Annotated in this window: 14 protein-coding genes and 1 pseudogene; 11 read left to right on the top strand and 4 right to left on the bottom strand. The window is 70.7% G+C overall.

What is annotated here, in order from left to right; translation table 11 throughout:
* On the top strand, nucleotides 1-265 hold a 265-nt coding region (locus ACIQOV_RS08635; RefSeq protein ID WP_401046428.1), incomplete at its 5' end, for an LAETG motif-containing sortase-dependent surface protein.
* Between the two features lie 74 nt (nucleotides 266-339).
* Here the strand turns inward: ACIQOV_RS08635 and ACIQOV_RS08630 are convergent.
* On the bottom strand, nucleotides 340-1,116 hold the full coding sequence (locus ACIQOV_RS08630) for an ABC transporter permease (RefSeq protein ID WP_401046425.1): 777 nt from the start codon (nucleotides 1,114-1,116) through the stop codon (nucleotides 340-342).
* A gap of 20 nt (nucleotides 1,117-1,136) precedes the next feature.
* Nucleotides 1,137-2,063, bottom strand: coding sequence for an ABC transporter ATP-binding protein (locus tag ACIQOV_RS08625; protein ID WP_401046422.1), 927 nt, complete (start codon nucleotides 2,061-2,063; stop codon nucleotides 1,137-1,139).
* 163 nt (nucleotides 2,064-2,226) lie between these two features.
* On the opposite strand from ACIQOV_RS08625, the gene ACIQOV_RS08620 reads away from it, so the two are divergent.
* The 8 genes from ACIQOV_RS08620 to ACIQOV_RS08585 are packed head-to-tail and all read left to right on the top strand — an operon-like array spanning nucleotide 2,227 to nucleotide 9,027.
* Nucleotides 2,227-3,069 carry a helix-turn-helix transcriptional regulator gene (locus ACIQOV_RS08620; protein ID WP_401046430.1) on the top strand — a complete coding sequence of 281 codons (843 nt, stop codon included), beginning with the start codon at nucleotides 2,227-2,229 and terminating at the stop codon, nucleotides 3,067-3,069.
* A gap of 9 nt (nucleotides 3,070-3,078) precedes the next feature.
* Complete coding sequence (gene sufB, locus ACIQOV_RS08615) at nucleotides 3,079-4,494, top strand: Fe-S cluster assembly protein SufB (protein ID WP_359905296.1); 1,416 nt, start codon at nucleotides 3,079-3,081, stop codon at nucleotides 4,492-4,494.
* A 57-nt stretch (nucleotides 4,495-4,551) separates the two neighbouring features.
* The gene (gene sufD / locus ACIQOV_RS08610) at nucleotides 4,552-5,781 is read left to right on the top strand and encodes a Fe-S cluster assembly protein SufD (RefSeq protein WP_380548927.1); all 1,230 of its coding nucleotides are present in this window, start codon (nucleotides 4,552-4,554) and stop codon (nucleotides 5,779-5,781) included.
* Between the two features lie 5 nt (nucleotides 5,782-5,786).
* Entirely contained in the window at nucleotides 5,787-6,104 is a 318-nt protein-coding gene (locus tag ACIQOV_RS08605; protein ID WP_359905302.1) for a bifunctional 3-phenylpropionate/cinnamic acid dioxygenase ferredoxin subunit, read from the top strand.
* A 6-nt stretch (nucleotides 6,105-6,110) separates the two neighbouring features.
* Complete coding sequence (sufC, locus tag ACIQOV_RS08600; RefSeq protein ID WP_359905304.1) at nucleotides 6,111-6,875, top strand: Fe-S cluster assembly ATPase SufC; 765 nt, start codon at nucleotides 6,111-6,113, stop codon at nucleotides 6,873-6,875.
* A complete protein-coding gene (locus tag ACIQOV_RS08595; protein WP_359905307.1) occupies nucleotides 6,872-8,131 on the top strand; it encodes a cysteine desulfurase in 1,260 nt (419 codons plus the stop codon). Before sufC ends, ACIQOV_RS08595 begins: the two co-directional genes overlap by 4 nt.
* A gap of 19 nt (nucleotides 8,132-8,150) precedes the next feature.
* A complete protein-coding gene (gene sufU / locus ACIQOV_RS08590) occupies nucleotides 8,151-8,603 on the top strand; it encodes a Fe-S cluster assembly sulfur transfer protein SufU (protein WP_359905310.1) in 453 nt (150 codons plus the stop codon).
* A gap of 22 nt (nucleotides 8,604-8,625) precedes the next feature.
* Nucleotides 8,626-9,027 (top strand): metal-sulfur cluster assembly factor, encoded by a 402-nt coding sequence (locus tag ACIQOV_RS08585; protein ID WP_401046415.1) that lies wholly within the window; start codon nucleotides 8,626-8,628, stop codon nucleotides 9,025-9,027.
* A gap of 464 nt (nucleotides 9,028-9,491) precedes the next feature.
* Here ACIQOV_RS08585 and ACIQOV_RS08580 read toward each other — a convergent pair whose 3' ends face one another.
* Nucleotides 9,492-9,923 carry an NUDIX domain-containing protein gene (locus tag ACIQOV_RS08580; RefSeq protein ID WP_401046412.1) on the bottom strand — a complete coding sequence of 144 codons (432 nt, stop codon included), beginning with the start codon at nucleotides 9,921-9,923 and terminating at the stop codon, nucleotides 9,492-9,494.
* A gap of 393 nt (nucleotides 9,924-10,316) precedes the next feature.
* Here ACIQOV_RS08580 and ACIQOV_RS08575 point away from each other — a divergent pair, with 393 nt between their 5' ends.
* Both ACIQOV_RS08575 and ACIQOV_RS08570 read left to right on the top strand, forming a co-directional pair.
* On the top strand, nucleotides 10,317-10,664 hold the full coding sequence (locus ACIQOV_RS08575; RefSeq protein WP_401046410.1) for a hypothetical protein: 348 nt from the start codon (nucleotides 10,317-10,319) through the stop codon (nucleotides 10,662-10,664).
* 27 nt (nucleotides 10,665-10,691) lie between these two features.
* Nucleotides 10,692-11,165 carry an NUDIX domain-containing protein gene (locus ACIQOV_RS08570; RefSeq protein WP_401046408.1) on the top strand — a complete coding sequence of 158 codons (474 nt, stop codon included), beginning with the start codon at nucleotides 10,692-10,694 and terminating at the stop codon, nucleotides 11,163-11,165.
* Here the strand turns inward: ACIQOV_RS08570 and ACIQOV_RS08565 are convergent.
* Nucleotides 11,071-11,466 (bottom strand): annotated as a pseudogene (locus ACIQOV_RS08565) (transposase). The gene ACIQOV_RS08570 and the pseudogene ACIQOV_RS08565 sit on opposite strands and share 95 nt — an antisense overlap.
* Between the last annotated feature and the right edge of the window lie 454 nt (nucleotides 11,467-11,920).

Below are 11,920 nucleotides of genomic sequence, written 5' to 3'. Positions count from 1 at the left end.
CCCGACGCCGACGCCGACCGCGACCGCGACCCCGACCCCCACGCCGTCGACCACGCCCCCGGCCACGCCGACCCCGTCGGCCACGCCCACCCCGAGCAAGACCCCGACGCCGACCCCGACGCCCACCACCAGCGCGCCGGCGCTCGCCCAGACCGGTAGCAGCGACTCGACCCCGATCATCGCGGCGGCCGGCGGCGGCGTGCTGCTGGTCGGCGGCGCGCTCGTCCTGCTCGCCCGCAAGCGCCGCGGCGGCAGCGAGAGCTGACACCCCGGCCCGATGACCACGACGCCCCCCGGCCCAAGGCGGCCGGGGGGCGTCGTGCGTCGGTACCCGCCGACCTACTCCCAGCGGAAGAAGCGGGCGGCCGCGGCCAGGCCGAGCACCGACCAGCCGGCCAGGACGCCGAGGTCGGCCCACGGCACCCCGGCACCGTTCTGGAGCACCGACCGCAGGCCGTCCGAGAGCGCCGAGATCGGCAGCAGCTCCAGCACCGACCGCACGGCCTCGGGGAACCTGGTCAGCGGCACGATCACCCCGCCGCCGAGCAGCAGCAGGACGAACACCAGGTTGGCGCCGGCCAGGGTGGCCTCGGCCTTCAGGGTGCCGGCCATCAGCAGGCCGAGCCCGGAGAACGCGGCGGTGCCGAGGACCAGCAGCGCGGCGACGGTCAACGGGTCGCCGTGCGGGGACCAGCCGAGGGCCAGCGCGATCACCGACAGCAGCGCCACCTGCAGCGCCTCCGTCACCAGGACGCAGCCGGTCTTGGCGGTCAGCAGCGCCCAGCGCGGCAGCGGGCTGGCGCCGAGCCGCTTCAGGACGCCGTAGCGGCGCTCGAACCCGGTGGCGATGGCCTGGCCGGTGAAGGCGGTGGACATCACGGCCAGCGCCAGCAGGCCGGGCGCCAGGAAGTCGACCCGCTGGCCGGGGCCCTCGACCGCGACGACGTCCACGGCGGAGAACAGCACCAGCAGCACGGTCGGGATGACCACGGTGAGCAGCAGCTGCTCGCCGTTGCGCAGCAGCATCCGGGTCTCGAACGCGGTCTGGGCGAGCAGCATCCGGCCGACGGGCGCGGGGCCCGGCGCGGGGGAGTAGTCGGTCGTGGCGGCGGTCATGGTTCCCTCACTCCGTTCGCTCACGAGCGCAGCTCCCGTCCGGTCAGGTCGAGGAAGACGTCCTCCAGGCTGCGGCGCTGGACGGACAGCCGTTCGGGCAGGACGCCGGAGGCCGCGCACCAGCCGGTGACGGTGGCCACCAGCTTCGGGTCGACGGGCGCCTCGACGCGGTAGCTGCCGGGGGCGGTCTCGGTGGCCGCGGCGCCCTCGGGCAGCTCCTTGAGCAGCGGGCCGAGGTCGAGGCCGGGCGGGCCGTCGAAGCGCAGGGAGTCCTCGGCGCCGCCGCGGCACAGCTCCTCGGTGGTGCCGTCGGCGATCACCCGGCCGCGGTCCACGACGGCGACCCGGTCGGCGAGCTGCTCGGCCTCGTCCATGTGGTGGGTGGTGACGACCACGGTGACGCCGTCCCGGCGCAGGTCGCGCACCAGCTCCCAGGTGGCCCGCCGGGCCTGTGGGTCGAGGCCCGCGGTGGGCTCGTCCAGGAAGACCAGCTCGGGGCGGCCGACCACGGCCATCGCCAGGGCGAGCCGCTGCTGCTGGCCGCCGGACAGCCGCCGGTAGGCGGTGCGGCCGCAGGAGCCGAGGCCGAGGCGCTCGACCAGGGCGTCCACGTCCAGCGGGTGGGCGTGCAGCTTGGCGGTGTGCCGCAGCATCTCGACGGCGCGCGCGCCCGCGTACACGCCGCCGGACTGCAGCATGACGCCGATCCGGGGCCGCAGCGCGGCGCTCCGGGCGACCGGGTCGAGGCCGAGGACCCGGACGGTGCCGGCGTCGGGGCGGCGGTAGCCCTCGCAGGTCTCGATGGTGGTGGTCTTGCCGGCGCCGTTGGGGCCGAGGACGGCGGTGATCGCGCCGGCCGGGATGGTGAGGTCGAGGCCGTCCACCGCGAGCTTGTCGCCGTAGCGTTTGACCAGCCCGGCGATCTGGACCGCGGGTTCGGAGTGCATACCGGCGAGTGTAAGAGGGCCTGACGCGCGGGCCGGACGGCGGCTCGATGATCGTTTTCGCAGGTCAGGTAAGGCTAACCTGCGTGACAGATGACACCGGTGAGGCCTGGATCACGGGTTGTCCCGACGGAAGGAATTACGCAACACTGGTGTTGTGAAAAACATGCGCGAGCACGCCCAGCAGCAGGAGGCCGAGACGGCCTCCTCCTGCGACGTGCCCGTGACGGCGGCCGAGGTGCTGCTGGAGGGCCACCGGGCCACCCGGGACCGGGTCGCCCGGTCGATCCTGGACCACGGCCCCTCCTCCGCCGCCGACCTGGCGAACCGGCTCGGCCTCACCGCCGCCGCCGTCCGCCGCCACCTCGACGGGCTGGTCGCCACCCGTCTGGTCGAGTCCCGCGAACAGCGGGTCTACGGAAGCCGCGGCCGGGGCCGTCCGGCCAAGGTCTTCGCCCTCACCGACGCCGGCCGGGACGCCTTCTACCAGGCGTACGACCAGCTCGCCGCCGACGCGCTGCGCTGGATCGCGGACTCGGTGGGCGGCGGCAAGGCGGGGGAGGAGGCGGTCGCCGCCTTCGCCCGCGCCCGGTTCGGCCAGCAGGCCGAGAAGTACCTGGAGGCCCTGCGCCTGGCCGCCGCCGGGGAACGCACCGAGGCGCTGGCCCAGGCGCTGAGCGCGGACGGGTACGCTGCCACGGTGCGGCGTGTCCCGTCGGCCGCGGCCAAGGCCCCGGCGGGCGCCCAGCTCTGCCAGCACCACTGCCCGGTCGCGCACATCGCCGAGCAGTTCCCGCAGCTCTGCGAGGCGGAGACCGAGGTCTTCTCCCGGCTCCTGGGCACCCATGTGCAACGGCTGGCCACGATCGCCCACGGCGACGGGGTCTGCACCACCTATGTGCCGGCACCCGGTGCCGCATCGTCGCCCGCCCAGCCCCCGGCGGGACGCGGCTCCGATGCAGTGCCGACTGCCGGTACGTCCACCGAAGATTCAGCGTCCGCGCGTTAGGAAGCTCGCATGACTGACACCGTTTCGCACCCCGAGCTCGAAGGCCTCGGCAATTACGAGTACGGCTGGGCCGACCCGGACACCGCCGGTGCCGCGGCCAAGCGCGGGCTCAGCGAGGAGGTCGTCCGCGACATCTCGGCGAAGAAGAACGAGTCCGAGTGGATGCTGAACCTGCGGCTCAAGGGCCTGAAGCTGTTCGGCAAGAAGCCCATGCCGACCTGGGGCTCCGACCTCTCCGGCATCGACTTCGACAACATCAAGTACTTCGTCCGCTCCACCGAGAAGCAGGCCGAGTCCTGGGAGGACCTGCCCGCGGACATCAAGGCCACCTACGACAAGCTCGGCATCCCGGAGGCGGAGAAGCAGCGCCTGGTCGCCGGTGTCGCCGCCCAGTACGAGTCCGAGGTCGTCTACCACCAGATCCGTGAGGACCTGGAGGAGCAGGGCGTCATCTTCCTGGACACCGACACCGCGCTGCGCGAGCACCCGGAGATCTTCAAGGAGTACTTCGGCACCGTGATCCCGGTCGGCGACAACAAGTTCGCCGCGCTGAACACGGCCGTGTGGTCCGGCGGCTCGTTCATCTACGTGCCGAAGGGCGTGCACGTGGACATCCCGCTCCAGGCCTACTTCCGGATCAACACCGAGAACATGGGTCAGTTCGAGCGGACGCTGATCATCGTCGACGAGGACGCCTACGTCCACTACGTCGAGGGCTGCACCGCCCCGATCTACTCCTCCGACTCGCTGCACTCGGCGGTCGTGGAGATCATCGTCAAGAAGGGCGGCCGCTGCCGCTACACGACCATCCAGAACTGGTCGAACAACGTCTACAACCTGGTCACCAAGCGCGCCGTGGCGTACGAGGGCGCGACCATGGAGTGGGTCGACGGCAACATCGGCTCCAAGGTCACCATGAAGTACCCGGCCGTCTACCTGATGGGCGAGCACGCCAAGGGCGAGACCCTGTCGATCGCCTTCGCGGGCGAGGGCCAGCACCAGGACGCCGGCGCGAAGATGGTGCACATGGCGCCGAACACCTCCTCCAACATCGTCTCCAAGTCGGTGGCGCGCGGCGGCGGCCGGACCTCCTACCGCGGCCTGATCGAGATCGGCGAGGGCTCCAAGGGCGCCAAGTCCAACGTGCTGTGCGACGCGCTGCTGGTGGACACCATCTCCCGCTCGGACACCTACCCGTACGTGGACGTCCGCGAGGACGACGTGTCCATGGGCCACGAGGCGACCGTCTCCAAGGTCAGCGAGGACCAGCTCTTCTACCTGATGAGCCGCGGCCTGACCGAGTTCGAGGCGATGGCGATGATCGTCCGCGGCTTCGTCGAGCCGATCGCGCGCGAGCTGCCGATGGAGTACGCGCTGGAGCTCAACAGGCTGATCGAGCTGCAGATGGAGGGCGCGGTCGGCTGACCCCAGGCCGCCGCCGCCGTCCACTCATTTCCGAGGAAGAGAGCACTACGAACAGCCATGGCTGAGCAGAACACCACCGGCTCCACCACCGCCGGGTCGATCGAGGTCGGCACCGCCGGCGCGGGCGCGCAGCTCGCCGGCCCCGGCACCGGCCGCACCGCGGTCCAGCAGCCGATCGACGCGCGCGTCGCGGTCAAGCCGTCCTTCGACGTGAACGACTTCCCGGTGCCCACCGGCCGCGAGGAGGACTGGCGGTTCACCCCGCTGCACCGCCTCGGCGGGCTGCACGACGGCACCGCCGCCTCCGCCCCGCGCGGTGAGGACAAGGTCGAGTTCACGCTGCCGGACGGCGTCACCGCCGAGACCGTCGGCCGGGACGACGCCCGCCTGGGCAAGGCCGGCAAGCCGGTCGACCGGGTCGCCGCGCAGGCGTTCAGCGCCTTCGAGCAGGCACTGGTGGTCACCGTCCCCAAGGAGTCGGTGCTGGCCGAGCCGGTCAGGATCGACGTGCGCGGCGAGGGCGGCGTCCGCTTCGCCCACGTGGTGATCGACGTCAAGCCGTTCGCCGAGGCCGTCGTGGTGCTGAACCACGAGGGCACCGGCACCCGGGCCGCCAACGTCGAGCTGCTGGTCGGCGAGGGCGCCAAGCTCACCTTCGTCTCCGTGCAGGACTGGGAGCGCGACGCCGTCCACGCCGCCCAGCACAACGCGCTGATCGGCCGGGACGCCTCCTTCAAGTCCGTGGTCGTCACCTTCGGCGGCGACCTGGTCCGCCTGCACCCGCGGGTCGCCTACGCGGGCCCCGGCGGCGAGGCCGAGCTGTTCGGCCTCTACTTCGCCGACGCCGGCCAGCACCTGGAGCACCGCCTGGTGATCGACCACGACACGCCGCACTGCCGGTCGAACGTGGCGTACAAGGGCGCGCTCCAGGGCCAGGACGCGCACGCGGTCTGGGTCGGCGACGTGCTGATCCGCGCCGCCGCGGTCGGCACCGACACCTACGAGCTCAACCGGAACCTGGTGCTCACCGACGGCGCCCGGGTCGACTCGATCCCGAACCTGGAGATCGAGACCGGCGAGATCGTCGGCGCCGGCCACGCCTCGGCGACCGGCCGCTTCGACGACGAGCAGCTGTTCTACCTGCAGGCCCGCGGCATCCCGGCCGACGAGGCGCGCCGCCTGGTCGTGCGCGGCTTCTTCGCCGAGCTGCTCCAGCAGATCGGCGTGGCCGAGGTCCAGGACCAGCTCATGGAGAAGATCGACGCCGAGCTGGAATCGGCGGTCTGAACGCGATGACCTTCCTCCGTGCCTGCGCGCTGAGCGACCTCCAGGAGGACGTTCCCAAGCGCGTGGACCTCAACGGCGTGCCGGTCTCCGTCGTCCGCACCGACGAGGGGGTGTTCGCGGTCAACGACACCTGCTCGCACGCGAACGTCTCGCTCTCCGAGGGCGAGGTCGAGGACTGCATGATCGAGTGCTGGCTGCACGGCTCCAGCTTCGACCTGCGCACCGGCAAGCCGTCCGGCCTGCCCGCCACCAAGCCGGTCGCTGTCTACCCCGTAAAGATCGAAGGGGACGATGTGCTCGTCTCCGTCAACCAGGAGTCCTGAGTACACATGGCAACCCTTGAAATCCGCGACCTGCACGTCTCCGTGGACGCCGAGAACGGCCCGCGCGAGATCCTGAAGGGCGTGGACCTGACCGTGAAGCAGGGCGAGACCCACGCCATCATGGGTCCGAACGGCTCCGGCAAGTCCACCCTCGCCTACTCGCTGGCCGGCCACCCCAAGTACACCGTCACCGGCGGCTCGGTGCTGCTGGACGGCGAGGACGTCCTGGAGATGTCCGTCGACGAGCGCGCCAAGGCCGGCGTCTTCCTGGCCATGCAGTACCCGGTCGAGGTCCCCGGAGTCTCGGTCAGCAACTTCCTGCGCACCGCCGCCACCGCCGTCCGCGGCGAGGCCCCCAAGCTGCGGCTGTGGGTGAAGGAGGTCAAGGAGGCGATGGCCGCCCTCCAGATGGACCCGGCCTTCGCCGAGCGCAACGTCAACGAGGGCTTCTCCGGCGGTGAGAAGAAGCGCCACGAGATCCTCCAGCTGGAGCTGCTCAAGCCGAAGATCGCGATCCTCGACGAGACCGACTCCGGCCTGGACGTCGACGCGCTGCGGGTCGTCTCCGAGGGCATCAACCGGGTCCGCTCGACCGGTGAGGTCGGCACCCTGCTGGTGACCCACTACACCCGCATCCTGCGGTACATCAAGCCCGACCACGTCCACGTCTTCGCGGGCGGCCGCATCGTCGAGTCCGGCGGCGCCGAGCTGGCCGACAAGCTGGAGGAAGAGGGCTACGAGTCGTATGTGAAGGGGGGCGCGTCCGAGTGACCCATCCGTTTGCGGGACTGCTCGACACCGACGCGATCCGCAAGGACTTCCCGGTCCTCCAGCGGGTGCTGCACGACGACAAGCCGCTGGTCTACCTGGACAACGCGGCCACCTCGCAGAAGCCGCGTCAGGTGCTGGACGCCCTGAACGCCTACTACGAGCGGCACAACGCCAACGTCCACCGCGGCGTGCACGTGCTCGCCGAGGAGGCCACGGCGCTGTACGAGGGCGCCCGGGACAAGGTCGCGGCCTTCGTCAACGCGCCGAGCCGCAACGAGGTGATCTTCACCAAGAACGCCTCGGAGTCGCTCAACCTCGTCGCCAACATGCTGGCCTGGGCCGACGAGCCCTACCGGGTGGACGCCGACTCCGAGATCGTCATCACGGAGATGGAGCACCACTCCAACATCGTCCCGTGGCAGCTGCTGTCGCAGCGCAGCGGCGCGAAGCTCAAGTGGTTCGGGCTGACCGACGAGGGTCGGCTCGACCTGTCGAACATCGACGAGCTGATCACCGAGAAGACCAAGGTGGTCTCCTTCACCCTGGTCTCCAACCTGCTCGGCACGATCAACCCGGTCGAGACGATCGTCCGCAAGGCCCAGTCGGTCGGCGCGCTGGTCGTCATCGACGCCTCGCAGGCCGCGCCGCACATGGTGCTGGACGTGCAGGCGCTGGAGGCCGACTTCGTCGCCTTCACCGGCCACAAGATGCTGGCCCCGACCGGCATCGGCGTGCTCTGGGGCCGTCAGGAGCTGCTGGAGGACCTCCCGCCGTTCCTCGGCGGCGGCGAGATGATCGAGACCGTCACCATGGGCTCGTCCACCTACGCCCCGGCGCCCCACAAGTTCGAGGCCGGCACCCCGCCGATCGCCCAGGCGGTCGGGCTCGGCGCGGCCATCGACTACCTCCAGGGCATCGGCATGGAGAAAATCGCGGCGCACGAGCACGCGATCACCGAGTACGCCGTCGAGCGGCTGCTGGAGGTCCCGGACCTGCGGATCATCGGGCCGCGCACGGCCGTGGACCGCGGTGCCGCGATCTCCTTCACCCTCGGCGACATCCACCCGCACGACGTGGGCCAGGTGCTGGACGAGCAGGGCATCGCCGTGCGCGTCGGCCACCACTGCGCGCGGCCGGTGTGCCTGCGGTACGGAATTCCGGCGACCACGCGGGCGTCGTTCTATCTGTACTCGACGCCGGGCGAGGTCGACGCGCTGATCGACGGCCTGCACCACGTCCGGAACTTCTTCGGCTGAGGGACGGGGCAGGACGACCATGAAGCTCGACTCGATGTACCAGGACATCATCCTGGACCACTACCGCAACCCGCACGGCAAGGGGCTGCGGGACGGTGACGCCGAGGTGCACCACGTCAACCCGACGTGCGGCGACGAGATCACCCTGCGGGTGAAGCTCGACGGCGCCACCGTCACCGACGTCTCGTACGAGTCGCAGGGCTGTTCGATCAGCCAGGCGAGCGCCTCGGTGCTCAACGACCTGGTGGTCGGCAAGACCGTGGGCGAGGCGCAGGCGGTCCAGGAAGCCTTCCTGGAGCTGATGCAGAGCAAGGGTCAGGGCGAGGGCGACGAGGAGGTGCTGGAGGACGCGGTCGCGTTCGCCGGCGTCTCCAAGTACCCGGCCCGGGTCAAGTGCGCCCTGCTCAGCTGGATGGCCTGGAAGGACGCCACCGCCCAGGCGCTCGCCCACAACCCCGCCGTGAACGACTGACCCCGCAGAGGAGGACAAGACCATGAGTGACGAGAGCACCACCACCACCACCGGCACCGAGGCCCCCGCTGCGGAGCAGCAGACCGGCACCGTCATCGTCGGCACCACCGCCGGCACCGTCTCGGTCGAGGACCTGACCGAGGCCCTGATGGACGTCGTCGACCCCGAACTGGGCATCGACGTCGTCAACCTGGGCCTGATCTACGGCATCCACATCGACGAGTCCGACGTGGCCACCATCGACATGACGCTCACCTCGGCGGCCTGCCCGCTGACCGACGTCATCGAGGACCAGGCCAAGACGGCCACCGACGGCCTGGTGCAGGACCTGCGCATCAACTGGGTCTGGATGCCGCCGTGGGGCCCCGACAAGATCACCGACGACGGCCGCGACCAGCTCCGCGCCCTCGGCTTCAACGTCTGAGGCCCGCCGTACGGAACGCCGCTGCCCGGGACTCCGGGCGGCGGCGTCTCCGCGTCTCCGCTTCGCCCGCCGCCGGGTGAACACCCGCGCGTGATCTGCTTCGTCGAGCAGGTTCACCGCCGTTCCCCACCATCCACCCCCCACCCGCCTGCTGGCGGGTGCCCGCCCCGGGCTTGGCCGCGTGTCGTCCGGCCGGGCGGCACGCGGCGCTGATGGGGTAGGGCGACGACGTACCCGCCGGAGCCCCTGCGGATCGGTGGGACGACGTGGCTCAGGCGGCGGCGTATGCGGGACGACGACGATGGACGCGCATCGGGAGTGTCAGCTCATGTTGCCGGACCCCGGGGTGTTGGCGCGCTGCCGGGGGCACCTGTTTTCGGTTGGATTACTGAACGTGCCACGACACTTGACGCTGCGTGAGTTTTTGTGGCATCCAGTGCGCTGATGCGACTACCGGGTTGCGGTTACCCGGCGGCGAGGAGGTCCCCGCGTTCGACGGCCTCGTGGAGGACCGTGGCGAACTCGCTGGGCAGGAGGTTGACCGCGTCGAGGGCCTCGCTGGTGAGAGGGATCTCCTCCAAGAGGTACTCGCCTCGGCCTTCCTGGCTGAACTCGGGCCCGGTGCGGTCCTCGAAGCTCCACTTCTCGATGGTGGCGAGGTAGAAGTCCTGGCGCTCGCCGTCGGTTTCGACGGTGTGGAGGAGACTGACGATCTCGGCCTCACCGGCGATCTCCTCGCGGACCTCGCGCAGCAGGGCGTCCTCGGGGCTGGCGTCAGTGGGCTCGATCTTGCCGCCGACGATCACCCAGTACGGGTCGGTGCCGGGTCGGATGCGCTTGATCAGCAACATGGTGTCGTTCGGGGTGAGGAGGACGGCGCGGACGCGGTGCTGCATGGTGGCCTGCTTCCTGTTCGGTGGCGTGGGGCGGTGAGCGAAGGAGCCTGCCCCACATGCAACGACTGGCCGATGGTGAAGGACGCGCTGCACAGGGTCGCGCGCCGAGCTCACCGGCGAACAGCAGACCTTCGGGGATGTTGATGGCTGTCCCTACTGCATGCACACCCCAGGTGAGTGCGTCGCTGTGGTAAGGGCGCTTGAAGCTGTGGAGCGGCGAAGGAAAGCCCAGTCGGAGCAGGCCCGCCCGGACACTTGCGCCGAACTGTAGCTGTCCCTCGCGCTTTCGGTCATGACACCTGGCGGCCGAGCACAGCTGAGATCGCCCGCTCGTGGACGACACCGGCCCGGACGAGGCGGGCGGCGCGGCGCCTCGGCCACGACGCCAACCACATGTGGACGGCCTTCGGGCCCACCAACGTGGCCATCCACCGGATCTCGACCGCCATGGAGCTCGGCGACGTCCAGATCGCCCTCGACCAAGGTCCGCGCGTGGACTCCTCGACCCTGCCGCTCGAACGCCGAGTACGGCACGCACTCGATATCGCCCGCGCCCACAGCGCGCAGAGCCGCATGGACGAGGCCCTCGCCCTCGTACTGGACGCCGAGGAGCTGGCCCCCGAGCAAGTCCGCTACCACTTCATCCCCCGACACCTGGTGACCAACTGGGTCCGCCAACAGCGCGGCAAACCCGGCTACTTGCTGGCAGGCGTCGCGCAGCGGCTCCAGATCGTCGCGTGACGCGGCTGGGCGGTTACAGTCGTCGCCATGAGCGACTCCCAGTCCCACGAGGTCGTGGCCCAGCCCCGCACCGCCGCCGGCGTGCTCTTCTTCGACGAGGACGACCGTGTCCTCCTCGTGAAGCCGACCTACAAGCCCGGCTGGGAGATCCCCGGCGGCTACCTGCATGCCGGCGAGGCCCCGAGCGAGGGCGCCGCCCGTGAGGTCAAGGAGGAGCTCGGCATCACCCCGCCGATCGGCCGCCTGCTCGTCGCCGACTGGGCACCCCACCCCGCCGAGGGCGACAAGCTCCTCTTCGTCTTCGACGGCGGCGTCCTCCCCGCCGACGAACTCGACGACATCACCGTCGACCAGGTCGAGATCGGCGAGTACGCCTTCCACGCCACCGACCAGCTCGACGCACTCCTCATCCCGCGCCTCGCCCGCCGCGTCCACGCCGCCTGCGTCGCCAGGACGCAGTCCGCGACCGTCTACCTGGAGCACGGAGCGACTCGCCCGTAGGGGGACGTGTCGGCGATCTCGTGTCAGCGCCGTGGTTGGCGTCGCGCGCCTTCGGGTGGATCTGCTCCTGGACGACCGCGTCGGTGACCTTGCTGATCAGGTCCGGACTGACCTCGGCCCCGTAGATCTGGGCCAGGTGCGAGCGGATGTCCCGAACCGACATGCCGCGCGTGTACAGCGACAGGACGCGGTCGTTGAAGCCTGCCAGCCGCCGGGCGTTCTTCGGCACCACCTACGGTTCGAAGTCGCCGTCGCGGTCTCCGGGCACCGCGACCGTGACCGCCCCGGCATCGGTGAGCACGGTCTTGGGCGATTCGCCGTTGCGGGAGTTGTCTGACCCGCGTCCTGCGGATGGTGCATCTCATGGCCGAGGTGCTGAGTCATCTCGGCTTCCGGGGCCCGTTCCAGCACGGCCCTGGTGATTTCCGTCAGCAGCCCGCCTTCACCCAGCAGGGCCGCCCCCGAGGCGTCGGCGCGGTCCATCAGCCGCTCGACGACCTCGTCGACCAACACATCCTCGGCCGCCGAGGCGACCGGTTCTCTGTCCGCCATGACGTGTCCGTCCCGCCTGGCCAGAGGACCCGAGGCCGAGCCTTCGGCCAGACTGTCCCATCACGGACTTACGCGATCTTGCAGACACGATCGCCGCGCGCCGCCGGCGGGGGGGGGGGGCGGGGGGGGGGGGGGGGCGGCAGAGCACCCCGAGTAACAACACGAACAACTAGTGAAAGCGGGTGGCGGCGTTGGGGTGGTTA

Origin of the sequence: Kitasatospora sp. NPDC091257 (assembly GCF_044757675.1) — a bacterium.
In the GTDB taxonomy this organism is placed as follows: domain Bacteria; phylum Actinomycetota; class Actinomycetes; order Streptomycetales; family Streptomycetaceae; genus Kitasatospora; species Kitasatospora lactacystinica.
Note: the sequence above shows the minus strand (reverse complement) of the source record. Positions and strands in the feature narration are given on the sequence as shown.

Coding starts and splice junctions, on each gene's coding strand:
- ACIQOV_RS08620 (WP_401046430.1), top strand. CDS start 2,227: ATGCGCGAGCACGCCCAGCAGCAGGAGGCCGAGACGGCCTCCTCCTGC.
- sufB (WP_359905296.1), top strand. CDS start 3,079: ATGACTGACACCGTTTCGCACCCCGAGCTCGAAGGCCTCGGCAATTAC.
- ACIQOV_RS08575 (WP_401046410.1), top strand. CDS start 10,317: ATGTGGACGGCCTTCGGGCCCACCAACGTGGCCATCCACCGGATCTCG.
- ACIQOV_RS08605 (WP_359905302.1), top strand. CDS start 5,787: ATGACCTTCCTCCGTGCCTGCGCGCTGAGCGACCTCCAGGAGGACGTT.
- sufU (WP_359905310.1), top strand. CDS start 8,151: ATGAAGCTCGACTCGATGTACCAGGACATCATCCTGGACCACTACCGC.
- ACIQOV_RS08570 (WP_401046408.1), top strand. CDS start 10,692: ATGAGCGACTCCCAGTCCCACGAGGTCGTGGCCCAGCCCCGCACCGCC.
- ACIQOV_RS08630 (WP_401046425.1), bottom strand. CDS start 1,116: ATGACCGCCGCCACGACCGACTACTCCCCCGCGCCGGGCCCCGCGCCC.
- ACIQOV_RS08580 (WP_401046412.1), bottom strand. CDS start 9,923: ATGCAGCACCGCGTCCGCGCCGTCCTCCTCACCCCGAACGACACCATG.
- sufC (WP_359905304.1), top strand. CDS start 6,111: ATGGCAACCCTTGAAATCCGCGACCTGCACGTCTCCGTGGACGCCGAG.
- ACIQOV_RS08585 (WP_401046415.1), top strand. CDS start 8,626: ATGAGTGACGAGAGCACCACCACCACCACCGGCACCGAGGCCCCCGCT.
- ACIQOV_RS08625 (WP_401046422.1), bottom strand. CDS start 2,063: ATGCACTCCGAACCCGCGGTCCAGATCGCCGGGCTGGTCAAACGCTAC.
- sufD (WP_380548927.1), top strand. CDS start 4,552: ATGGCTGAGCAGAACACCACCGGCTCCACCACCGCCGGGTCGATCGAG.